The sequence below is a fragment of the Streptomyces sp. CBMA152 genome, from assembly GCF_014596475.1.
GTDB lineage: Bacteria > Actinomycetota > Actinomycetes > Streptomycetales > Streptomycetaceae > Streptomyces.
The window spans coordinates 251,987-273,171 of the sequence record NZ_MECJ01000039.1 but is presented as its reverse complement, the minus strand read 5'-3'; the positions used below and the strand labels follow the sequence as shown (position 1 = coordinate 273,171).

Below are 21,185 nucleotides of genomic sequence, written 5' to 3'. Positions count from 1 at the left end.
TCAGCTCGCCGGGTAGCGGTCGATGGGCGGGGCGGGCGCGGCCTTGCGCCCCGACAGGCCGAGCGTCGCGTCGTACGCCTTCTGCCAGTCGCCGTTCTTCTCATGGGTCGCGATGGCGTCGTCGAGCGCGAACCGCAGGGCGTTGTCGCCGCGCGGCACCCCGACGCCGTACGGCTCCTTGGAGAAGGGCTTGCCGACCACCTTCAGCTCGTCGGGCACCTTGGCGGCATAGCCGCTGAGGATGGTGTCGTCGGTGGTGACGGCGGCGACCTGGTAGCTGAGCAGATTGTCGACACAGACCGAGTACGTGTCGTACGCGACGAGATCGGCCTTCGGGTAGTCCTTCTGGATGCGCTGGTACGGGGTGGAGCCCGCGGCCGAGCAGACGCGCTTGCCGTTCAGGTCCTGCGGCCCGTTGATGTTCTTCTCGTCGGTGCGCACCAGGAGGCCCTGGCCGGCCTGGTAGTACGGCCCGGCGAAGCCGACCAGCTTCTTGCGGTTGGCGTTGATGGTGTAGGTGCCGACGTAGTAGTCGACCTGGCCGTTCTGCAGGGCGGTCTCGCGGTTGGCCGAGGCGATGGTCTTGAAGGCGATCGTCTTCGGGTCGAAGCCGAGCGAGGCGGACATCATCTTGGCGATCTCGATGTCGAAGCCCGAGTAGACCCCGGTGGCCGGGTCCTTCTCGCCCATGTACGGCTGGTCCTCCTTGGCGCCGACGACCAGATGGCCGCGGTTCTTCGCCCGCCGCCAGACCGAGGAGTCCGGCAGGGTGAAGCCCGTCATGACCTGGTAGTGCGGCAGTTCCCCGGCCTTCGGTCCCTTGACCGGCGGGCTGCCCGACTTGCCGCACCCGGCGGCGGCCAGGACCAGCACCAGCGCGGCGAGCGCGCGTCGCGTACGCGTCATCGTTGCGTCCACTCCCCGTTCAGTGCTTGAGGATCTTGGAGAGGAAGTCCTTGGCCCGATCGCTGCGCGGATTGGTGAAGAAGTCGTCGGGGGTGCGGTCCTCGATGATCCGGCCGTCGGCCATGAACACGACGCGGTTGGCGGCGGAGCGGGCGAAGCCCATCTCATGGGTGACGACTACCATGGTCATGCCGTCCCGGGCGAGCTGCTGCATGACTTCGAGCACCTCGTTGATCATCTCGGGGTCGAGCGCCGAGGTCGGCTCGTCGAAGAGCATGACCTTGGGGCTCATGGCGAGCGCGCGGGCGATGGCGACGCGCTGCTGCTGGCCGCCGGAGAGCTGGGCGGGGAGCTTGTCGGCCTGGGAGGCGAGCCCCACCCGCTCCAGGAGTTCGCGCGAGCGCTTGTCGGCCTCTTCCTTCTTGCGGCCGCGGACCTTGATCTGGGCGAGCGAGACGTTGGCGAGGACGGTGCGGTGCGCGAAGAGGTTGAACGACTGGAAGACCATGCCGACCTCGGCGCGCAGCTCCGCGAGCCCCTTGCCCTCCTCGGGAAGCGGCTGCCCGTCGATGGAGATCGAGCCCGACTCGATGGTCTCCAGGCGGTTCATCGTCCGGCACAGCGTCGATTTGCCCGAGCCGGACGGCCCGATGACCACCACCACCTCCCCGCGTCCGACGGTGAGGTTGATGTCCTGGAGGACGTGCAACTTCCCGTAGTACTTGTTGACGTCACGCAGCTCGATCAACGGATCGACGGCCATACGCTGTCCTGCCCACTCATCGCTGTGTCGAGGTCAGCGCAAACTATCCAGCCCGGAAAGGGACTTCACCTCGACACGCACGAACAGGACATAAACCGTATTTTGGGTTACGCGTTGGTGGGGTTACGCGGTCGTGCGCTTATGGGCGCGGGTCGTGCGGTTACTGGCTCGTTCGGTTACGGGTCCGGTGGGGCGTCAGACCTCGGCCGCCTCCGCGTACACCTGGGAGAGCTCGGGCGTGCCGCCCGCCGCCCACTCGATCCCGGCCCCGACCACGTCGACCTCGCGCCCCGAGACGAGCCGCACCACCGGCTGCCCGCTCGGCCAGATCTGCCACGAGGCGCCCTCGACGGTGCGCACCAGCACGGTCCCGAGGTAGAGCCCGGCGTCGTTGCCGAGCCAGGGCAGCTCCTCCGGGTCGTCGCGCCAGCGCGGCGGCAGCTGGTCGAGCGCCGCCAACGAGGCCGGGCTGTCGTCGAGTTCGAGCCCGGCCTGCTGCGCCCTGACCCGCAGCAGCTCGCACTCGGCGAGCAGTTCGCCCACGCCCTCCGGATCGGTCTGCACCGCCTCCGCGAGCGCCGCCGTCCGCTGCGAGCCATGCCGCTTGCGCCAGTTGTCCAGGATGTTCATGGCGCCAGCGTCCCACCGCCACACCGGCGTGCACCACTGGGCACGCGGAGTTGACGGCGGGTGCGATTCTCCGATCTGCGGACCGAGTCTCCTCGGACCCGCGGATCGCCTCTCAGATCTCTCGGATCTCTCAGATCTCCAGGTCGACGACCACCGGGGCGTGGTCCGAGGCGCCCTTGCCCTTGCGCTCCTCGCGGTCCACATAACTGTCCTTGACCGCCTTGGCGAACGGCCCGTTGCCGTACACCAGGTCGATGCGCATGCCCTTGTTCTTCGGGAACGACAGCTGGCGGTAGTCCCAGTACGTGTACGGCCGGTCGTACTTGAGGGGGCGCGGCACCACGTCCGACAGACCCGCCTCGCGCAGCGCCGCGAGCGCCGCGCGCTCGGCCGGGGTGACATGGGTCTGGCCCTCGAAGAACGCCACGTCGAAGACGTCCTCGTCGGTCGGGGCGACATTGAAGTCACCGAGCACCGCGAACGGCCGCTCCCCCGCCGCGTCCTGGGCGACGGCCGCCCTCAGCGCCTCGAACCAGGCCAGCTTGTACGCGTAGTGGCCGTGGCCGACCTCGCGGCCGTTCGGCACGTACACCGACCACAGGCGCACTCCGCCGCAGGTCGCCGAGATGGCGCGGGGCTCCAGGGTGTCCTCGAAGCCGGGGTCGCCGGGCAGCCCGGTGACGATGTCGTCGAGGCCGACGCGGGAGACCAGGGCCACCCCGTTCCACCGCCCCGTCGCGTTGACCGCCGACTCGTAGCCCAGCTCGCGGAGCTCGGCGGCGGGGAAGCCCTCGGCGGTCGTCTTGGTCTCCTGGATGCACAGCACATCCGTGCCGGTGTTCTCCAGCCAGGCCAGGAGACGGGGCAGCCGGGCGGTGATCGAGTTGACGTTCCAGGTCGCGATGCGCATGTCCCACACACTAACCGCCGGGTCCGACACTCACAGATCCGTGCAGTCCCCGGGGGTCAGCCGCTCGTGGGGGGCGCCGCCGAGCTGACCGATCTGGCGGTCGTAGATGGGGCGGGCGAGGTCGGTCAGGAGCGCGTCGTGGATGTCGATGGCGCGGCGCGGCGCGACCTCCCGTACGTAGTCGATGACCTCGGAGATCTTGCTCCAGGGCGCCTGTACGGGCAGCATCAGGGTGTCCACCGGGTGGTCCGGGACCGTGAGCGCGTCGCCCGGGTGGAAGAGCGAACCGTCCACGAGATAGCCGACGTTGGTGACCCGGGGGATGTCCGGGTGGATCACCGCGTGCAGCTCGCCGTGGACCTGGACGTCGAACCCGGCCGCGGTGAAGGAGTCGCCGTGGCCGACGATGTGGACGCGGCCGGGGAAGGCCGCCGAGATCTTCTCCGCGACACTGCGCAGGGTCCAGATCTCGGCGGCCGGGTTGCTCTCCAGGCCCGCCCGCAGCCGCTCCTCGTCGAAGTGGTCCGGGTGCTCATGGGTGACGAGGACGACGTCGGCGCCGAGCGCGGCGTCCGCCTCGCTGAAGTTGCCGGGGTCGATGACCAGGGTCCGGCCGTCCTTCTCCAGGCGCACGCACGAGTGGCTCTTCTTCGTCAGCTTCAGGCTCATGGCCCCATCCTGCTACGCCTGCGGTGTGGTCTCCTCACGGATCACCGCGGCGGCCACCTTGAAGGCCGCACCGGCGGCCGGGAAGCCGCAGTAGACGGCCGTCTGGAGCAGGATCTCGCGGATCTCGTCGGGGGTGAGCCCGGCCCGCAGGGCGGCGCGGGTGTGCCCGGCCAGCTCGTCCAGGTGCCCGCCGGTGACGAGGGCGGTGAGCGCGACGACGGCCCGGGTGCGCCGGTCGAGCCCGTCGCGCGCCCACACCTCGCCCCAGGCGTACCGGGTGGCGAGCTCCTGGAAGTCGCCGGTGAAGCCGTCCGCGCCGGCCGTCTCCTCGTCCACGCGCGCGTCGCCGAGGACTTCGCGCCGCAGCTTCATGCCCGCGTCGTACGGATCGGGCCGCCCGGCCTCCACGGGTACGGGGACCTCGGCGGGCGCCGACGCGGCGGGCGGGACGGGGATGTGCAGGGTCCCGGGCGACTGCGGGGCCTGGGGTGCGGCGGGCATGACCGGCCCGACGGGCGCGGCGGGCGCGGCGGGCGCGGCGGGCACGGCAGTCACGGCAACGGGCGGCGCGGGCGGAGCCACGACCGCTGCGGGCGAATCCTGCCAGGCGGTCTGGAAATGATGGACGAGCAGGTCGGTCACGGCCGCGGGCTGCTCGACCGGCGCCAGATGGGCCGCCCCCGGCACCACCGCGAGCCGGGCGTCCGGCACCCCGGCGACCAGCGTGCGGGCGTCACCGGGACCGGTGACGCGGTCCTCGGCGCCGACGAGCACCAGCGTGGGCACGCCGATACGGGCGAGGTCGGCGCGGATGTCGAAGGCGGCCAGCGCCTCGCAGGCGGCGATGTAGCACCCGGCGTCCGTGGTGCGGACCATCTGGACGGCCCAGTCCACGATCGCGGGCTGCGCCGCCGCGTACACCGGCGTGAACCAGCGCTCGGGCGCGCTGCGGGCGATGGGGTCCATACCGTTGCTGCGCACCACCACACCACGCTGACGGAACTCGTCGGCGGTGCCGAACCGGCCCGAGGCGGCGATCAGCGCGAGCGAGGTCAGCCGCTGCGGGTGCCGCAGCGCGAGATCCGCCCCGACGGCCGCACCGATCGCGCTACCGGCGTAACCGAACCGCTGTACGCCCAGCTCGTCCAGGGTGGCGATCAGCCGGTCCCCGAGCTCGGCGACGGTGGCCGCCGGGTGCGCGGGGGCGCCGCCGTGCCCGGGGAGGTCGAAGCGGACGATCCGCCAGTGCGCGGCGAGCTCGGGTATCTGGCGGTCCCACATGTGCCATGTGGTACCCAGTGAGGGACCCAGGACCAGGACCGGGGCGTCTTCTGGCCCGTCAGCGCGGTATTGCAGGGTGTTCTTCGGTGTCTCACTCACCCGCCCGACCCTCTCATCTGTCACCTGCAGTCTTACCGCCAGGGCCAGAAAGTGTGGGGGGACGCGGGTATGGACGCGATGTGGTCCGCCTCCACGATCAAGGTCATCGGCTCCGGGATCGATGACCCGGACTTCGCCGACAAGTTGTCCCGTCTGATCGGTGACCATGACGTCGAGACCACCTCCACCTCGCACTCCGAGTCCGGCAAGAGCACCTCGGTGTCGATGCGGCAGGAGCGCATTCTGGCCGCCGACGCCATCCGCGCCCTGCCCAAGGGCACCGCCTTGTGCTTCGCCACCGGCATGCGCGTCGCGATGCTCGACCTGCGCCCCTGGTATCTCGAACCCGGCGCCGACAAACTGTCCGCCGCCTCTGCCCGCGCGTCCAAGGGCATCACCGCCCGCGCCGTCGCCAAGGCCGCCCCGAAGCAGTCCGACTTCGACACCGCCGCCTGAGCCGCACCGCCCGCCTGACGCACCCGTTTTGGGGGACGCCCCATCCACACCTACGAGCCCTCCGACTTGTACGACATGCACCCGCGCGATGCCGTGGATGCCGTCCTCGCCGACATGCGCGACCACCGCATCACCGCCGATGGAACCGGCCTGTTCAACGCCACCCGGCACATCGGCCTGCTCTGCCACCTGGCCGCCGGCCTGGCCGCTGACACCGAGTACCAGCTCGCCCCGAACAGCCGCGGCCTCCCGCCGGCCGAGACACTCGCCCAGAGTGCCGGACACCTCGGGCGGGCCATCGCCCACTACACCCAGGCCCTCACCCCACTCGTCTGCCTCGCCACGCCCGGCGCCCAGGACACGCTCCAAAAGCAGCTGGACGCACTCGACCACCACAGCCGCCTACGCGTGCACCTCGATCACGTCGGCGTGGCCCTGAAAGCGGTCCGCGTTGGCCTGGATGTGCCTCACCGGCCCGTGGCGGCCAGCCCGTCCGCCACGGCGCCGGTGCCCGTCCCGGCCGCACAGCATCGCCGCCGCGCATAAGCACGCCCCCGGCCGAGGGCCTGTTGTTCAAGGTGGCTGCCCGCCGACACCGGTCGGACGTCCCTCCCGCTCCCTCCCGCTTCGAAGGATCTGCCCATCTCACCCACCAATTTCGCCGAGTTCGCCCTCGGCCTCGCGTTGCATCTGCCGGGCGACTGGGCTGCTGACGTAGAAAGCCACACCGACCCAGTTCTGCGATCCGGCCGCATCGCCCGCGTGTGGACCCCGTACGACGCCCGCCCCTCACTCGCCCGGTTCAACCCGGTCACGGATGCCGTGCTAGCCGGCCCGAGTGGGCAGGCCCTGTATCTGCTTCCGCATCGGACCGACCGCGTGCTGGTCTGCCCGCTCGTCCCCGGCAGCCTGCACGAGGACTTCACCGACCGCGTTCTCGCGCCTCCGTGTATCGCGGTGCCCACCGTCCCGGCCCGCGCCGCCTGGCGGCTGCGGGAGCGGCTGCTCCCGCACTACATCCACGCCTCCAACGAGGCCCTTCGCGCACAGCAAGCGGCCCGAGCCCGCCCGGACGTGCCTCACCAGCCCGCTGCGCCGGGCCTGCCCGCTGCGGCAGCGCTGCTCGCCCCGGCCGCACAGCATCGTCGCCGGGCATGACCCAACCTCCGGCTGAGGGCCTGCTGTTCGACGTGACCGAACCGCAGGCCCGCCAGGAGGCCGGCCGGCGCTTCACCCTCGTCGCGAGCCTCACCGCGCTGGGCGCCTCGGACGCCGTGGCCACCGCCGAGCTCTTCGTCGCCGAACGGCGCCGCCGGGGCTTCATGCCCAAGGACCAGCCGCCCGCGCTGTCGCCGGCCCAGGCGACCACGCTGCGCGCGGTGGCGCGCGGCGACGTGGCAATCACCAGGGGCAAGCCGTACCTGCGCCGCGAGGAGATCCGCGTCAGCATCCGCACCATCCGCTCTCTGGAGAGCCGCGGCCTGGTGATGCGCGAGGACTGCCCGGACTACTTCCGCGACGAGCGCGTCCAGCTCACCTCAGCCGGGCGCCGCGGCCTCGCCGCCTCCTTCGCGCGGCAACGGCCCACCGCACTCACCACCACACATCCCGCAGCACTCCTGCCCGCAGCCGCCGCAATCCGCTCCCGCTGAACCCACACCCACCCGGGGAGACCCCACGCCCTCCGACACGCCCACGCCACACGACATCGCCCTCGCCCTGGCCGCCCAGGTCCACCCCGACGCCACGCCACGCGACGTCGTCGTCCACTTCACCCTGCGTCGCCTGGCCGCCCCGCGCTTTGACCACAGATCCTCCGGCGGCCCCGCGAACGGCATCGCGCAGTCACTGCACGCCCGGCTCTACGGCCTGCCAGATGACCCCAGCCCCGTACCGAACTCCCTCGACGCACTCCTGCAGTTCGCAACCACCGCCCGTGACCGCGACCAGCAGCACCTGGTGCTGGCCCAGCTCGCCGAACAACTGCGCAACGCCGCCGAGATCCTCGAATGGGCCCGCAACCACGCCCACTGGCAGCAACTCCCTGCCCCTGCCTGGGAATGGCTGCGATCCGCCACGGACACCGCCCGCCACCTCGCCGACGGCCTCGACGAGATCAGCCCCGCCTTCACCACCCCACCACCCCCATCCCCACCTGCGGCCACGCCGCCGCCTCCAGCGCCCGCCGCCCCCCGCGCCGCCCCGACCCGGCGCTGACCCACCCCTCCCCCTCCCAGGGCTCCACCCCGCCCATCACAAGGACGCACCATTTCCACCACCCCCGAATTCCAATCAATCTCGCTCGGCGCCGGAATTCAATCCAGCGCCATGCTCACCCTGTCAGCGAAGGGCATTCTCCCCAGAGTCGACTACGCTATTTTCGCTGACACAGGCTGGGAGCCCAGAGCAGTTTATGCCCATCTCGACCGACTGGAACGGGAGATAGCCGAACCGGCAGGCATCCCCGTCCTTCGTGTCACCTCGGGGAACATTCGCAAGGACGCCCTTGACCCCGATCATCGATTCGCTTCAATGCCGCTCCACATCCTCAATCAGGACGGCAAGCCGGGCATGACCAGGCGTCAATGCACTGGTGAATATAAAATAAAACCGATCAAGAAGAAGGTGCGTGAACTCCTCGGATTCCCCTATCCTGCACGCATCCCCCGGGGAACCTTTGTGGAGCAGTGGGTCGGTATCTCCACCGATGAATTCCACCGCGCCAAGGACTCCGACGTCAAGTACATGCGCAACCGGCATCCGCTCATCGACATGGGCTGGTCACGCAGCGACTGCATTCGCTATCTGACGACCCTCGGGCTGGCGGACACTCCGAAATCTAGCTGCCTTGGATGCCCTTTCCACGGTAACGCCCAGTGGAGATCCATCCGGGACGCCTCGCCGGACGAGTGGGCCGATGTGGTGGAGTTCGACGCGGCAATCCGTAAGGGAAACGCGCGCGCCAACGCGAACGGAAAGCAGCTGCTGGGCGAGGCGTTCCTCCACCGCTCGCGGGTTCCTCTCGACCAGGCGCCGATCGACCACGTCACCGCCGCCGAATGGGCAGCTCTGCAGCAGGAACTCGACGACGAGGCGGGCCTGGAGGAGCTGGAGGACGGCGTCACCGACGGCTGTTCCCCGTGGGCCTGCCGCGGTGAAGTCGAGCCGGCGCAGGACGACTTCGGGCTGGCCACGTGACAGTCCTGGACCTCTTTGCTGGTCCGGGCGGCTGGAGCCACGCTCTGTCCGTGCTCGGCGTACGCGATGTGGGCCTGGAATGGGACGAGTGGGCCTGCAAAACCCGGGCCGCCGCAGGGCAGTTGACGATCCGGACCGACGTCGCGAGGTATCCGGTCTGGCCGTTCCTCGGGAAGACCACCGGGCTTCTGGCCAGCCCGCCCTGTCAGGCGTGGTCGATGGCCGGCAAGCGCCTCGGGCTCCTCGACCAGCCGCTGGTCCACCAGGCCGTCGCCGACCTCGCCGCCGGCCGCGACACCCGCGAACAACTCCTGGCCGCCTGCAAAGACGAGCGGTCCCTGCTCGCCGCCGAGCCGATGCGCTACCTCCACGCCCTCAACCAGCACGGACAGCCGGAATGGGTCGCCATGGAGGAGGTACCCGACGTCCTGCCGCTGTGGCGCCAGTACGCCGCGATCCTCCGCAGCTGGGGATTCTCGGTGTGGACCGGGATCCTCAACGCAGCCGATTTCGGAGTGCCGCAGACGAGGCGCCGGGCGATCCTGCTCGCCTCCCGCACCCGCACCGCCGAGCCCCCACCGCCCACCCACGCCAAACTCGCCGAACCCGACTCCCTGTTCGGCCCCGGCCGCGAGAAGTGGGTGTCCATGGCCGAGGCCCTCGGCTGGGGCGCCACCGACCGCCCCGTGCCCACCGTGTGCGCCGGAGGCGGCCCCGGCGGCGGCCCAGAACCCTTCCCCTCCGGCGCACGCAAAACGCTGACCGACGCCCGTGACCGGGGCACCTGGAAACCACAGACCGCCCCCACCGTGGTGAAGTCCCGTCGCAAGGATGCTCGTTGGGGCGAGCGGGGCGTGACTCGGGAGTGCCGGTCAGCCGGTGGGCCGGGCCTCGCATGCACTGCCGAGGCGTGCCGATGGTCGTGGTCGCTGCGCAGCAACAACCAGGCGAACGCAACCGTGCGCCGCGCGGATGAGCCCGCCGGCACGTTGTTCTTCGGTCATCGCGCCAACGAGTGCGTCTGGGTCGCCGAACCGGTCGGCAACGTCCTGGTCGAGGATCGTGTGGCACCGGAGTCCATCCGGATCACCGCCCACGAGGCCGGCCTGCTGCAGACCTTCCCCGCCACCTACCCCTGGGCCGGGAACAAGGGCCAGCAGTTCTCCCAGATCGGCAACGCCGTGCCGCCCCGTCTCGCAGCCCATCTGCTGGCCCCACACCTCGGCAAGACCCTCAATCCCGACGACTTCACCCTGGCCGCCTGATGCACCACGCCCCCGCCCCCGACGAGGACTTGGACGACCTGCCCCCGCCCCCGCCCGTGCACTACGCCGAGCAAGCCCTGCTCGGCGCGCTCCTCCTCGACCCGCACCGCCTCGCCGATATCGGCCCGCTGGACGCCGCCCACTTCAGCAACCACGCCCACGGCGCCCTCTTCGCCGCCATGCACGCCCTACCGGCGCCCGATCCCGAGACCCACCGCACCACCCCGGCCTGGCTGAACAGCGTTCTCGACACCGCCCGCCCCCAAGCACCGGGGCTGACCGCCACCTACCTCCACACCCTCATCCAGGTGTGCCCCTGGCCCCAGCACGCACCGGCGTACGCGCGGATGGTCCGCGCCGATCACGCCCGGCGAATGCTGCGCCTGCAGGCCGACCGCCTGGCCCAGACGTCGAGCGACGCCACCCTGCCGAACCCGGCCGCCACCACACTGGTCCAGGCCGACGCGCTCGGACAGTTCCTGGAGACACTCTCCGGACAGTTCACCCCGCACCCGGGTTCACTGCCACGCACCCCACTCCCCCAAGCCCCCGCCAGAGACAGCGGCGAGGACGCCCTGGACGAGGAACGGGCGCTGCTCGCCACAGCGACGGCGCACCCTGCAGAGCTGAAGGACATGCGGTGGCTGCAGAGCGAAGACTTCGCGCTGCCCCTGCATGCCGCGCTGTGGCAGTGCCTGACCTCGCTGGTACACCGCGGGGAGCCCGTCGATCCGGTCACCGTGCTGTGGGAGGCCCAGCACCGCCATCTCCTCGCCGACGGCCTCACCCCCACCGACCTGATGGCGCTCGTCTCCACCCCCACCGGCTCGCCCGAGTACTGGGGGGAGAAGGTCCTTGAGCGCGCCCTGCTCGCCCGCGCCCACCACGTCGCCACCCGCATCATCGCCTACACCCAGGACCCGGCCAACACGCCCCACCAGCTGATCACCGGCAGCCGCCGCGCCCTGGCCGACCTCACCGCCCTGCGCACCCGCTGGCAGCACACCACCCCCCCTCCACCGCGGGCGGCGCGTACAACGCGCACCCCGGCAGCCACCCGGGCCAGCCCGCCCCCGCGAACCGCCGCGCCCACAGCCCGAGCCACCCGCTGAACCACCCCGCTCGCCGGCAACACACCAGTCGGAGCGGTGAATCGAGAACACATGCCCCACCCCGGCCCCGAGACACACACCCTTCTCGGCAAACACCACAACCACCCCAGCGCCGTCACCGCCACCCTCGCAGGCACGAACCTCCCTACGGCCCGCGCCCTGCTCGGCCTGCACGGCTTCGAGACCGTGGGCGCGAAAACGATGCTCCTGGTGCGCATCGACCACGACGAGCCGCACTACGCCTTCGAGGCCGCACAGGCCCTGCGCGCCCAGGGCATCCCCGTGGACATCGACCCCGAACTGCTCGACGACATCCACACCGAGTGGACCTGGATCAACCACCCCATGCACTGGCTGGATCAGGACCAGATCCGCGAGGTCTCCAACGACGCCCAGACGATCTACGACGACATCCGGCACGGCCGCCTCACTGTCCACCTCCATGCCCACGACGGGTGGACCACCGTCGCCGTAGGCACCTACCAGCACGCCGACAGCGTCCACCTCCACGGCGAAAACCACCTACGGGTCATCAGCAGCACCTACGACACCCCCAGCGAAGCCATCGCCGACTTCGAGCGCATGTACGGCGACGCCGTCCGCCCCGGCCCGCCGCCGCCCACCGACACCGAACAGCAGGCCACCCAGGCCCTCGCCGTCTTGTCGACATCAGCGGCGGCCAACACGCCTGACGCACCCGCAGACCCGCAGGCGGCGAAGACGGAGTTCGTGCCGGTGTACGCAGCCGACCCCGGAGACCATGAAGCACTGCTGAACAAGTTCCTTGAGGAACAGGGCGAGTGGGAGAAGTACCGCACCTGGGAGGACTCCACCACCGTCGCGAACCACGAGTCCCTGACCCTGCGCGCGATCTTCGACCACGATGCCGTAGGCCGCGAGACCAAGTGGACCTTCGCGGCCTACGAGACGCCAGTCAGTGACCGCCTGTGGCACGGCACGGCCACCGCCTCCACGCCGACCGCGATCGTGAGCGCTCTGCTCGACGCGGTGGCCACCGAGAACGCATGGGGCCGCAGCATCTCCAAGAGCGCCGCCGAGATCGCGATCACCAAGGCGACCAGTCCGCTCACTGACGCGGGGTGGAAGCACACCATCGACGGGCGCTACATCACTTGGGAGGCCCCCCGATCCCAGGGAGGCGGCGTACAGTTCGACGCCTTCGCCGCTCAGAAGGCCGACAGTCCTCTTCCCGCATGGACCGTCTGGGGCGGCCACGCCGTCCACCAGCCGACCTGGGCACTGCAGCTGTCCGCACACGCCCCGGCAGCCCTGGTGCAGTACATCGCCTTCGAAATGGCCGAGGGCCAAGGCACCCGCCTCATACGCCCTGCAACACCTGATGGTCCGGCGCTTCGCACTCCACAGGCGGCTGCTCCGGTAGCAGCTCCCCCGGCCGCGCAGCTTCCCAGGCGAGGCCGGTGAGCCTCTACCCTGCGCAGATGACGATGTTCTGGGTGGGCCTCGGCGTCCTGGCTGCCTTCGGGACCCTGTGCTTCTAAGGTCCAGGCCGCGTTCCGCTCTGCCTACGGCCTGCCTCGGGTTGACGCGGTCGCGGTCGGCACGGACAACGTCGACCACCTGCGGGAGCTGACCCAAGCCCTGGCCTATGAGGTCGACGAGAACGTGGTCCAGGACTACCGGCAGCTCCTCAAAGCCCGTCAGCCTGCCTGAAGTTCCTGCACCATCTGCTCCGCTGTCTTCCGTGCGGGGGCCTGGCGGGGGTCGTCGGGATCAGCGTAGGGACCGAGGATCTTCGCGGCGACGAACAGTGTCATCAGTTTGCCGTCCCGGCTCGCCAGATCGTTGCGCCGCTCGGTGCGGACGCGGTCGGCCAGAGCCGGGACGGCAAGGGAGGCCGCCCACAGATTTGCCGCATCCAGGCCGCGCGGAGCCATGCCCCAGTCCTCCCAGTCGAACAGGCAGAACACTGGCGCCGTCACATTCGCCCAGTTGAGATCCGCATGAGCCGGACGCCAATCGGTCACCGCCGTATCGATCCCGGGGAAGACACCGTGGATCGTTCCCGTGACCAGTTCCTGCGTGAGGGTCTCGGTATCCGGTGTCGCGATCCGGTTCGTGTGCTGTGCGGCCAGGGCCTCCAGCGAGGCATTCAGCGAGGCCCACCACTCCTCGGCCAGTCCCGGGTCCTTGGCCACCACGGCGCTCCCCACCGGGGCACCCGGCAGCAGTCCCGTCTCGTCCGCCCGCCACATCACCGGCTCCGCCTCGTCCCGCCACGCGACACCGGCGAGCCAGGTCGGCTTGGCGATCCCGCGCAGGGCCTCCGCGGACGCGGTGCCGTCCCCGCCCTGAACCCCGATCCGGTCCAGCCCACGCCGCTCGATGCGCACCCACGTCCCGTGGTCCGTACCCGCCCCCACAGACCGGCGCTTACGCACCACCGCCTCGCGATCTAGGCGCACCCCCAGCATGCGCTCCACACGGTCCAGTACGGCTTCCACAGGCTCTTTACGCAGATCCACCGAACGCAGCGTCATACGCCAGAACGTACCAAGCCCCAACCGCAGCAGTCCTGCTGCCCAGCAGCCACAGCATCAGCGGCAGGACGATACATAGCGGACGATCCCCGGTTACCAAAACCGGGGATCGTCCGCATCATTAGTGGTCCACCGCCACTCCCTGCCCGTGACGTCGAAAGGCCGCACCGCGACGACAACAGCCCACAACTCCACACTCCGCTCGGGCCAGCGCCCCGGCAAGAGGTCTCTATGCCGCGGCGTAGCTGAGGCGGAGAAGGTCTCCAGCGCGCTCCAGGTCCCGCTCCGTACGCAGTTGCAGTTCCAGGTCACCGGTGCCGTGGTGGCCGAGCCCAGTCACGTCCCGGGTGAAGCCGGGGATGAGGTCGGCCTCCTTCGGGTCGGCCTTGAGGTAGACGAGGAGCTTGGTCTGCTGGGGCACGCAGACGCTGGCGAAGTTCCGCAGCCGCCGGTAGGCGCGGTACTGCTTGCGCTGTACCCGGGTGACGCCGTCGCCGAGTCCGACCAGGACATCGTCGACCGCCTGGGCCAGCTCGGCCATGGCACCGCCCTGCTGCCGGACCGGCGGCGCCCCGTGCGCGCGGCTGCGTACCCGCTGAGCCTTGGCCGGGTGCCCCGTGACCGAGGCCACGGTCTCCAGGCCGAAGTGGTCGCTGCCGAAGTACCGGTAGCGGACCAGGTCGATGCTGCGCCGGTGCTCGCGGACGGCGTGCGCGTCGTAGCGGGTGAAGTCGCCGGCCACGCAGATCAGCCGGGGCGCACTCCACAGGATCTGGGACGCAGCCGTCACCCCGAGCCGGTCGCGGACCAGGTTCCGGAAGGCGTCCTTGTGGGCCACGAGCCAGGCCATGTAGTAGAGGCCCTGGTTGATCACACCGGCGTCGGTGCCGCGCTTGTACTCCACGATCACGGGCGCACCGTTCTCGTCGAGACCCAGCGAGTCGATCCGCCCGCCATCAACACAGTCGATGACGAACTCGCTCACCAGGAACCTGACCCCCAGCATCGTCTCCATGTGCGCCTCGACGAGGTCCTGCACATCCGCCTCGACCCCAGCCAGACGCGGCATGACCTCACTCACTGCACCCGCCGTGTTGAACAGCTTCAGTCCAACCACTCCCCCTCCGCGATCACGTTGCCAGAGGGCAACGTCCCAGAGTTCGGGGATATTTCCGCGACCGAAGCCGTCCCGAAAGGAACCGAAGAGTCACACATGCACAGCCAGAACACCGTAATACCGGATACGGACGCCCCACACAGCCCAGCGCAGATCCGCACCACCTGGGGCGGAACCGGCAGCGTCGAGGACGCTTCCCGGGTCTTCGGATTCTCCAGGGCCAAGGGCTACGACCTCGTTCGCCGCGGCGAGTTCCCTTGCCGCGTACTGCGCATCGGCCGCAGCACACGCGTCGTCACCGCATCCTTGCTCCGCGTCCTCGACAGCGGCCAACCCGAGTACAGTGGAACGCACAACACAGACTCCGCGCCAGCCTGATCCGCTGTGCAGAAGCCCTCGCCGGACCCGGCAAATTCCAGGGGTCGTCGCAACACGTGATAACTAACGTGTGGTGGCAAGCAGTTTAGACAGACGCTCGGCTGGGGTTTCCCCGCCGAGCGTCTTGCCAGCATGGCAAGCGCCTTGGAGTCGATGCCGCCCTCGGTGATCTCCGAGAGGACCGCGCAGAGGACGAGCACCAGCAGGACACCGAAGATCAGCGGGGGTGCGTAGTTCGAGCCGAACGTGCCCGGCGCGACCACGAACGGTCAGAAGGCCAGCCCCATGACCACGCCGGCGCGTGGGGTCAACCGGATGGCGGTGCCGGTGTGTGGGTTCATGGGCGTGCTTCTTCGTCACGGTCGGTGGCGAGTTCGTGTGCCACTTGGTGGACCGTCAGGAACGGCAGCGGGGAGAGGATCTTCGCCGTCTGCGGGGCGAAGGTCGGCGAGGAGACGACGACTTCCGTGGTCGGGCCGTCGGCGACGACTTCGCCTTCGGCCATCATCACGACGCGGTCGGCGGCACGGGCGACGAATTCGACGTCGTGCGTGGAGATGACGACGGTCCGGCCTTCCGCCGCGAGGACGTCCACGATGCCGATCAGTGCCGTCTTGGCCTGGCAGTCCAGGCCCCGGGTCGGTTCGTCCAGCAGGACGACCCGGGGTGCGGCCGAGAGCTGGATGGCGAGGACCAGCGCGAGTTTCTGCCCCTCGGAGAGATCTCGGGGATGGTTGGCGTCGTCGATGCCGGGCGCGAGCCAGTCGAGGAGGGCCCTGCACGGCCAGGGCCACCTTGACGGAAGCGTTCGTGCCCGGCGTGCTGTCGGCATGCGCGACGGCCGGCGCGGAGGCGAGGGCGAGTCCGAGGGCGGTTGCGGCGATCACGGTGCGGCGTGCGGATGTGTCGCGCACCTATGCGGTTGTCGTTCCAGCAGCTCGCGCGCACGACGGTCACTGTCGTACATACGGGCGAACTGGGCTCATTCTATGGCGATTTGACTCCCACGAGTCAGACTTCGCGACATTGGGTTTGTATGGCGCCCGGGGAATCGGCGCCGACCGACGCACGTTCCTCAGGAGTCCACAGTGCGCCCCGGAGGGGTGAAGACATAGAGGTCGAGGATGTCCGGCAGCGGAACCACTCCCGGGCCTCCGGCGCGTACCCAGGTGACGATGTCCTCCGTCGCCTCCGCATCGTTGACGAGGCCGAGCCACACCGGCCGCGCACCGGCGGCACGACCCGCGGCGGACGGCTGGACGACGATGACGTTGGCCTGATCGCACACGTCGAGGCAGTCGGAGATGCGTACCGGCACCTCCGCCCGCAATCGCAGGGTCTGCGCGGCGTGATCGACTCCGGTCACCTTGGGGCTGCCACAGCAGCAGTCCCGGCACACGACGACCCGGCATGGCACGGGACTGCTCGCGCCCGCGGTCCCGCCTGATGCCTTGTCCGTCAGCTCCTCGGACATGCCACGTCACTCCCCTCCCGGGGAGATCCGCCCCGGTGTCATGTGAGGAGGCGACCGCGTGAGTCTCCTGGCTCCCGGCTCGCCCCGCCTTCCCACCCCGGTCGGAGGTGGCGGCCTGCCGGAACTCGCTCACCGGTCACAGTGGCGGGACCGCGCCGGATTCACACCGGCTTCCTCGGACCGCCGTCGCCTTATGTCGCCGGTCATCATCCCATCACTGCCGCGACACCGTCGCCTGCCCACCGCGCGGAAGGGCTCCCGCGAGCGGCATGCCCGCGGGAGCCCTTCGTACGCACCTGCCGTGACCAGTGACAAGACGATCCCGAGCAGGACATCCGGGCGGCTACGTCGCCAGGGCGGCAGCAGGCTGTCGCTGTGCTCCCCGGCGGCCACCTAGCCTCGCGCTTTCACGAGTATCGTCATCGGGGGGACGCCGAACGAGAGAAGTGCCCCTGACCTGCAACGGTGGGACTTTTCTAGGGTCCTGTTGTTGTGAAGAAAGAAGCACTTCTCAGGTGCGGAAGCGTATCGGGTTCTACCCGCGGGTACTGCAGTGCGGGCAGAAGGCGACGGGCGGGCCCACTCCCCGCCGACCGCAGGATTCGGCATAAAAGAGACCTGGGCAGCGGTCCGCCACGGCCGCCACCCGAGACTCAGGCGGTCGGTCCGGCGGTGGAAAGACCGCCAAGAAGCTCGGCGATCTCCTGGTCATGGAGACGGTAGCGGACAATGCGGCCGTCCTTTTCGGCCACCACGGCGCCGGCGGCGCGCAGCAGGCGCAGGGCTTGGGAAACGGCGGTGTCCCTGATGCCGGTGGCGAGGGCGAGGTCGGAGACGGCGATGGGCCCGGCTCGGTGCACGGCGAGCAGCAGGGCCAGCCGCCCGGGGTCCGAGAGCAGGGCGAACCGGTCCGACCAGGCGTGGACCCGTGCGAGGTCGCCGATGCCCTCGATGGCGTCGCAGACCGTGTGCTCGTCGATCGCGCTCCGGTGCGCCCGCTCCGCGGGGATCAGATGCATGATCTCAGCCTTGCCCATTGCTGGGCAGAAAATCGATACCTGCATACCTTCGCAGTCTTGCAGACGATGGTTCTCGGCCAATACCGTTTTTGCGCCGTGGTGTTCGGGAAGACCGGTGCGATGCCGGAGCGGCCCTCGCCACTGTGATCGGGAAGTCGGCGCACCAGCGGAAGGCCACGGGGCACCTCGCCCTGGAAGGCCGGTGCGATGGCGTTCGACCCGTCAGCCAGGAGACCGGCCACGGCACCGCTCGACGACCATCCACGAGGTGCTGGAGAGGCTGCCCGAAATGACTCCGCCCCAAAACCCTCCCCCGACCGCTGCCGAGGCCGTGGCCCTCCCCGCCACCCCGGTCCTCCGATGGGAACGCAAGGACTGGATACGCACCGGCGGCCTGATGGCCGTGATCGCCGCCCTCCACGTCGTCGCCTTCGGAATCCTGGTGGCCATGGTCGCCCCGCACCACTACACCGTCGGCAAGCAGGTGTTCGGCCTCGGCCTCGGCGTGACCGCCTACACCCTGGGCATGCGGCACGCCTTCGACGCCGACCACATCGCCGCCATCGACAACACCACCCGCAAGCTGATGGCCGACGGCAAACGCCCGATATCGGTGGGCTTCTGGTTCGCCCTCGGCCACTCCACCATCGTCGTCGTCCTCGCCGCCCTCATCTCCGTCGGGGCCAAGGCCGCAGGCACACTCACCAACGACAACTCCAGTGCCCACCAGACCCTCGGCGTGGTCAGCACCACGGTCTCCGGCGGCTTCCTCTACCTCATCGCCGCGCTCAACCTGATGTCTCTGGCGGGCATCCACCGCGTCTTCAAGGCCATGCGCGCCGGGCAGTTCGACGAATCCGAGCTGGAGAAGCACCTCGGCAACCGCGGGTTCCTCAACCGCATCCTCGGCCGCCTCACGCGCTCCATCACCCGCCCCGGCCAGATGTATCCGGTGGGCCTGCTGTTCGGCATCGGCTTCGACACCGCCACCGAAGTCACCCTCATGGTGATGGCGGGCAGCGGCGCCGCAGCCGGGCTGCCCTGGTACGCGATCCTGTGCCTACCGCTGCTGTTCGCCGCCGGCATGAGCCTCTTCGACACCCTCGACGGCACGTTCATGAACTTCGCCTACCACTGGGCGTTCTCCAACCCCGTCCGCAAGGTCTACTACAACCTCACCATCACCGGCCTGTCGATCGCCGTCGCCTTCCTCATCGGCACCATCGAACTCATCGGCGTCCTGCACGACCAACTCGCGCTGAACGACCCGGTCACCGACTGGATCTCCGGCATCGACCTCAACAACGTCGGCTTCATCATCGTCGGACTCTTCGTCGCGGTATGGGTCTGCGCCCTCGCCTACTGGCGCCTGGCCGAAGTCGAACACCGCTGGCAGCACCGCCCGCCGACAGCACACTGACCCACGGCACCACGGCGCCGGAAGTCCTCGAAACCCGGGACGACGATCGTGTCCGCACCGGCGAGCGCCTCGAGCCCGCGGTCAGCCCAAGGGTGAAACCGACGCCCGGGTGACCGACTCCAGGAACTTGCTGCGCTCGCTCATTTTGCCTCCTCACGGATTGAGCCATTACTGCAGGGCTCCCCCAGCCTGCCCTCTGGCGGGGTGCACGCGCCGCCGCTTGAGAAAGCAAACCGGTGCCCGAGAGGGATTTCGGCACCTCTGCTCCGTGCACAGGGAGAGGAGGTCCGGGGCGGGGTACACAGCCGTTGCAGGAGAAGCGCATCGAAACAGCCGATGGCGTGCAGCCATCCCGAGCGGGCCGGACTCCCCGGTACGGAAGGCAGGAGGCGATCACCGTGCATGACCGTCCCATCCTTGTCACCGGCGTCGGTGGCGGAGTCGGACGAACTGTCCTCGACCGGTTGCATGCTGAGGGCGTGCCGGTCCGGGCTCTAGCCTCGCGCTTTCACGAAGCTCGTCGTCCGGGTTGACGGCAAACGAGACAAACGAGACAAGTGCTTCTGGCCTGCAACGGTGTGACTTGTCTAGGGTCCTGTCGGCTGCGAGGGAAGAAGCACTTCTCAGGTGCGGAAGCGCATCGGGTTCTACCCGCGGGTGCGTGTCCAGAGCGGCGGTCCGGCGGCGGTGTCCCATGTCGGGGCTGCCCTGTTGACCGAGACGGTTCGCAAGTGCGCCCTGGATCAGACGGTTTCGGCCGCGCTGGCGCCGTGGCGCAAGCCGAGGAGCGTGCACGATCCGGGAAAGATCCTGCTCGATACAGCACTTGCCGTCGCCCTCGGCGGGGACTGCCTGGCCGATGTCGCTGTCCTGCGGGCCGCACCGCAGGTGTTCGAGCCCGTGGCACACACCCCGGCGACACGATTGTCCGGACTTCGCGGTGGGTCACGCGGCCGGGGTTTCCTCGAAGTGGCTCGGTCTGCCGTCCCGCACGATGAGGCGGCCCCTCGGGACGGCTTGCTGGTGAGACAGGAGGGTCCACGTGCCGTCCCTGCGGTGCAGGGCCGTCGAGTGCCAGGGGGTCGTCCAGGCGTCCGGGGCGTCGAGGAGGCGGATGCCGAATTTCGGGGCGCCGATGGGTTGGGGGTGGATGGAGAGGCGTACGGCGCGGGGGTGGTGTTCGGCGATCAGGGTGCCCCAGGCGCGGCTGCGTTGGATGACGCCGTAGGCGCGTTGTCGGCAGGCGCGTTGGAGGGCCGAGCGGGTGCCGGTCCAGTCGGCGGTGTCCTCGACGAGGAAGCGGGTGATGCCTCGGTAGAGGGCGAGCGCGTGGTCGTCGGCCCTGATCTCCGCCCGCAGGGCGTCCAAGGATGGCGCGTAGCGCTCGTGCACGTGGGCGCGCTTCGTGTCGTGCGGGAGGTCGCCGAGTATGTCGCGCAGGTCGAAGACGGACAGTCTGTGGAGGCCCATCTGACCTATTTGTATGCGTAGGTCGTCGGCGTAGGCGTCGATGTGGTCGTCGGGGACGCCGATGAGGTCGCCGAAGACGTGGCCGTCGGAGCAGATGATCACGCGGGCGCCGGGCGGATAGATCCGCTCAATCTTGGTGCACAGGGTGTTCAGGAAGGTCAGGGAGAGGCGTTCGCCCTGGTCGGGGGTGTGGCCGAGGACCTTGGCCGGGTTGGGGGACTTGCAGGGGAAGCCGGGGAGCGTGAAGACGATGGGGGCGCCGTCGCGTACGAAGGCGGCGATGCGGCGTAGCTGATGCGGGAAGGCTTCCGCGGGAGCGGGAACGCGGTCGGTCGTGCGGTGGTGGGGCAGGAGCAGGTTCAGGATTTCGGTGGCGATGCTCGTGGGGAGGGTGTCCGGCGCGGTCGTCAGGGGCATGTCGTTCCTCCTGGATGCGAGGGCGTACGAGGGCACGTCGACATGGCGCCGTGGCGGGGATGGAAGTCAGGCGCCTGGGGTC

Annotated in this window: 20 protein-coding genes, 4 pseudogenes and 2 riboswitches; of the genes and pseudogenes, 11 read left to right on the top strand and 13 right to left on the bottom strand. The window is 69.6% G+C overall.

The window, feature by feature from the left end; all coding sequences use genetic code 11:
- The 6 genes from BG418_RS39320 to BG418_RS39295 all read right to left on the bottom strand — a co-directional run bounded on the left by BG418_RS39320 (position 1) and on the right by BG418_RS39295 (position 5,258).
- A complete protein-coding gene (locus BG418_RS39320; RefSeq protein ID WP_188278876.1) occupies positions 1-906 on the bottom strand; it encodes a glutamate ABC transporter substrate-binding protein in 906 nt (301 codons plus the stop codon).
- Between the two features lie 19 nt (positions 907-925).
- Positions 926-1,669 carry an amino acid ABC transporter ATP-binding protein gene (locus BG418_RS39315; RefSeq protein ID WP_188278875.1) on the bottom strand — a complete coding sequence of 248 codons (744 nt, stop codon included), beginning with the start codon at positions 1,667-1,669 and terminating at the stop codon, positions 926-928.
- A gap of 195 nt (positions 1,670-1,864) precedes the next feature.
- A complete protein-coding gene (locus tag BG418_RS39310) occupies positions 1,865-2,299 on the bottom strand; it encodes a DUF6278 family protein (RefSeq protein WP_188278874.1) in 435 nt (144 codons plus the stop codon).
- A gap of 130 nt (positions 2,300-2,429) precedes the next feature.
- Entirely contained in the window at positions 2,430-3,209 is a 780-nt protein-coding gene (locus tag BG418_RS39305) for an exodeoxyribonuclease III (RefSeq protein ID WP_188278873.1), read from the bottom strand.
- A gap of 30 nt (positions 3,210-3,239) precedes the next feature.
- Entirely contained in the window at positions 3,240-3,878 is a 639-nt protein-coding gene (locus tag BG418_RS39300) for an MBL fold metallo-hydrolase (RefSeq protein WP_188278872.1), read from the bottom strand.
- Positions 3,879-3,890: 12 nt separating this feature from the next.
- Positions 3,891-5,258 carry an alpha/beta fold hydrolase gene (locus BG418_RS39295; protein ID WP_188278871.1) on the bottom strand — a complete coding sequence of 456 codons (1,368 nt, stop codon included), beginning with the start codon at positions 5,256-5,258 and terminating at the stop codon, positions 3,891-3,893.
- A 24-nt stretch (positions 5,259-5,282) separates the two neighbouring features.
- Between BG418_RS39295 and BG418_RS39290 the strand changes: the two are divergent.
- From BG418_RS39290 to BG418_RS39250, 9 genes and pseudogenes are all read left to right on the top strand, one after another.
- Positions 5,283-5,714, top strand: a pseudogene (locus BG418_RS39290) (TraM recognition domain-containing protein); the annotation flags it as partial.
- A gap of 75 nt (positions 5,715-5,789) precedes the next feature.
- Positions 5,790-6,260, top strand: a complete 471-nt coding sequence (locus BG418_RS39285) for a hypothetical protein (protein ID WP_188278870.1) — start codon at positions 5,790-5,792, stop codon at positions 6,258-6,260.
- A 216-nt stretch (positions 6,261-6,476) separates the two neighbouring features.
- The gene (locus BG418_RS39280; RefSeq protein WP_188278869.1) at positions 6,477-6,872 is read left to right on the top strand and encodes a hypothetical protein; all 396 of its coding nucleotides are present in this window, start codon (positions 6,477-6,479) and stop codon (positions 6,870-6,872) included.
- Entirely contained in the window at positions 6,869-7,366 is a 498-nt protein-coding gene (locus BG418_RS39275; RefSeq protein ID WP_188278868.1) for a winged helix DNA-binding protein, read from the top strand. The genes BG418_RS39280 and BG418_RS39275 overlap by 4 nt, the downstream gene beginning before the upstream one ends.
- Before the next feature lie 307 nt (positions 7,367-7,673).
- Positions 7,674-7,931: a hypothetical protein gene (locus BG418_RS39270; RefSeq protein WP_188278867.1), complete on the top strand. Its 258-nt coding sequence runs from the start codon at positions 7,674-7,676 to the stop codon at positions 7,929-7,931.
- Positions 7,932-8,042: 111 nt separating this feature from the next.
- A complete protein-coding gene (locus tag BG418_RS39265) occupies positions 8,043-8,912 on the top strand; it encodes a hypothetical protein (protein ID WP_188278866.1) in 870 nt (289 codons plus the stop codon).
- Positions 8,909-10,177, top strand: a complete 1,269-nt coding sequence (locus tag BG418_RS39260; protein ID WP_188278865.1) for a DNA cytosine methyltransferase — start codon at positions 8,909-8,911, stop codon at positions 10,175-10,177. The genes BG418_RS39265 and BG418_RS39260 overlap by 4 nt, the downstream gene beginning before the upstream one ends.
- A complete protein-coding gene (locus BG418_RS39255; RefSeq protein ID WP_188278864.1) occupies positions 10,177-11,289 on the top strand; it encodes a DnaB-like helicase N-terminal domain-containing protein in 1,113 nt (370 codons plus the stop codon). Before BG418_RS39260 ends, BG418_RS39255 begins: the two co-directional genes overlap by 1 nt.
- Positions 11,290-11,340: 51 nt before the next feature.
- A complete protein-coding gene (locus BG418_RS39250) occupies positions 11,341-12,732 on the top strand; it encodes a DUF317 domain-containing protein (protein ID WP_188278863.1) in 1,392 nt (463 codons plus the stop codon).
- Between the two features lie 236 nt (positions 12,733-12,968).
- Here BG418_RS39250 and BG418_RS39245 read toward each other — a convergent pair whose 3' ends face one another.
- The 6 genes and pseudogenes from BG418_RS39245 to BG418_RS39225 all read right to left on the bottom strand — a co-directional run bounded on the left by BG418_RS39245 (position 12,969) and on the right by BG418_RS39225 (position 17,796).
- Complete coding sequence (locus BG418_RS39245) at positions 12,969-13,808, bottom strand: hypothetical protein (protein WP_188278862.1); 840 nt, start codon at positions 13,806-13,808, stop codon at positions 12,969-12,971.
- A gap of 229 nt (positions 13,809-14,037) precedes the next feature.
- Entirely contained in the window at positions 14,038-14,925 is an 888-nt protein-coding gene (locus BG418_RS39240) for a transporter (RefSeq protein WP_399002046.1), read from the bottom strand.
- A 491-nt stretch (positions 14,926-15,416) separates the two neighbouring features.
- Positions 15,417-15,644: pseudogene (locus BG418_RS40380) on the bottom strand (ECF transporter S component); the annotation flags it as partial.
- Positions 15,641-16,081, bottom strand: a pseudogene (locus tag BG418_RS39235) (AAA family ATPase); the annotation flags it as partial. The pseudogenes BG418_RS39235 and BG418_RS40380, both read right to left, overlap by 4 nt.
- 297 nt (positions 16,082-16,378) lie before the next feature.
- On the bottom strand, positions 16,379-16,777 hold the full coding sequence (locus BG418_RS39230; protein WP_188278860.1) for a (2Fe-2S) ferredoxin domain-containing protein: 399 nt from the start codon (positions 16,775-16,777) through the stop codon (positions 16,379-16,381).
- A gap of 60 nt (positions 16,778-16,837) precedes the next feature.
- Positions 16,838-16,954, bottom strand: a riboswitch (cobalamin riboswitch).
- Between the two features lie 476 nt (positions 16,955-17,430).
- Positions 17,431-17,796 (bottom strand): helix-turn-helix transcriptional regulator, encoded by a 366-nt coding sequence (locus BG418_RS39225; protein WP_188278859.1) that lies wholly within the window; start codon positions 17,794-17,796, stop codon positions 17,431-17,433.
- Between the two features lie 80 nt (positions 17,797-17,876).
- Positions 17,877-18,054: riboswitch (cobalamin riboswitch) on the top strand.
- A gap of 31 nt (positions 18,055-18,085) precedes the next feature.
- Here BG418_RS39225 and BG418_RS39220 point away from each other — a divergent pair.
- Entirely contained in the window at positions 18,086-19,216 is a 1,131-nt protein-coding gene (locus BG418_RS39220; RefSeq protein WP_188278858.1) for a HoxN/HupN/NixA family nickel/cobalt transporter, read from the top strand.
- Between the two features lie 627 nt (positions 19,217-19,843).
- Positions 19,844-20,200 (top strand): annotated as a pseudogene (locus BG418_RS39215) (transposase); the annotation flags it as partial.
- Here the strand turns inward: BG418_RS39215 and BG418_RS39210 are convergent.
- The gene (locus tag BG418_RS39210; RefSeq protein WP_188278857.1) at positions 20,162-21,103 is read right to left on the bottom strand and encodes an L-tyrosine/L-tryptophan isonitrile synthase family protein; all 942 of its coding nucleotides are present in this window, start codon (positions 21,101-21,103) and stop codon (positions 20,162-20,164) included. The pseudogene BG418_RS39215 and the gene BG418_RS39210 overlap by 39 nt on opposite strands.
- Between the last annotated feature and the right edge of the window lie 82 nt (positions 21,104-21,185).

Excerpts from the sequence above, each read along its gene's own strand:
- BG418_RS39320 (WP_188278876.1), bottom strand. The coding sequence starts at position 906 with ATGACGCGTACGCGACGCGCGCTCGCCGCGCTGGTGCTGGTCCTGGCC.
- BG418_RS39315 (WP_188278875.1), bottom strand. The coding sequence starts at position 1,669 with ATGGCCGTCGATCCGTTGATCGAGCTGCGTGACGTCAACAAGTACTAC.
- BG418_RS39310 (WP_188278874.1), bottom strand. The coding sequence starts at position 2,299 with ATGAACATCCTGGACAACTGGCGCAAGCGGCATGGCTCGCAGCGGACG.
- BG418_RS39305 (WP_188278873.1), bottom strand. The coding sequence starts at position 3,209 with ATGCGCATCGCGACCTGGAACGTCAACTCGATCACCGCCCGGCTGCCC.
- BG418_RS39300 (WP_188278872.1), bottom strand. The coding sequence starts at position 3,878 with ATGAGCCTGAAGCTGACGAAGAAGAGCCACTCGTGCGTGCGCCTGGAG.
- BG418_RS39285 (WP_188278870.1), top strand. The coding sequence starts at position 5,790 with ATGCACCCGCGCGATGCCGTGGATGCCGTCCTCGCCGACATGCGCGAC.
- BG418_RS39275 (WP_188278868.1), top strand. The coding sequence starts at position 6,869 with ATGACCCAACCTCCGGCTGAGGGCCTGCTGTTCGACGTGACCGAACCG.
- BG418_RS39265 (WP_188278866.1), top strand. The coding sequence starts at position 8,043 with ATGCTCACCCTGTCAGCGAAGGGCATTCTCCCCAGAGTCGACTACGCT.
- BG418_RS39255 (WP_188278864.1), top strand. The coding sequence starts at position 10,177 with ATGCACCACGCCCCCGCCCCCGACGAGGACTTGGACGACCTGCCCCCG.
- BG418_RS39250 (WP_188278863.1), top strand. The coding sequence starts at position 11,341 with ATGCCCCACCCCGGCCCCGAGACACACACCCTTCTCGGCAAACACCAC.
- BG418_RS39245 (WP_188278862.1), bottom strand. The coding sequence starts at position 13,808 with ATGACGCTGCGTTCGGTGGATCTGCGTAAAGAGCCTGTGGAAGCCGTA.
- BG418_RS39230 (WP_188278860.1), bottom strand. The coding sequence starts at position 16,777 with ATGTCCGAGGAGCTGACGGACAAGGCATCAGGCGGGACCGCGGGCGCG.
- BG418_RS39225 (WP_188278859.1), bottom strand. The coding sequence starts at position 17,796 with ATGCATCTGATCCCCGCGGAGCGGGCGCACCGGAGCGCGATCGACGAG.
- BG418_RS39220 (WP_188278858.1), top strand. The coding sequence starts at position 18,086 with ATGACTCCGCCCCAAAACCCTCCCCCGACCGCTGCCGAGGCCGTGGCC.
- BG418_RS39210 (WP_188278857.1), bottom strand. The coding sequence starts at position 21,103 with ATGCCCCTGACGACCGCGCCGGACACCCTCCCCACGAGCATCGCCACC.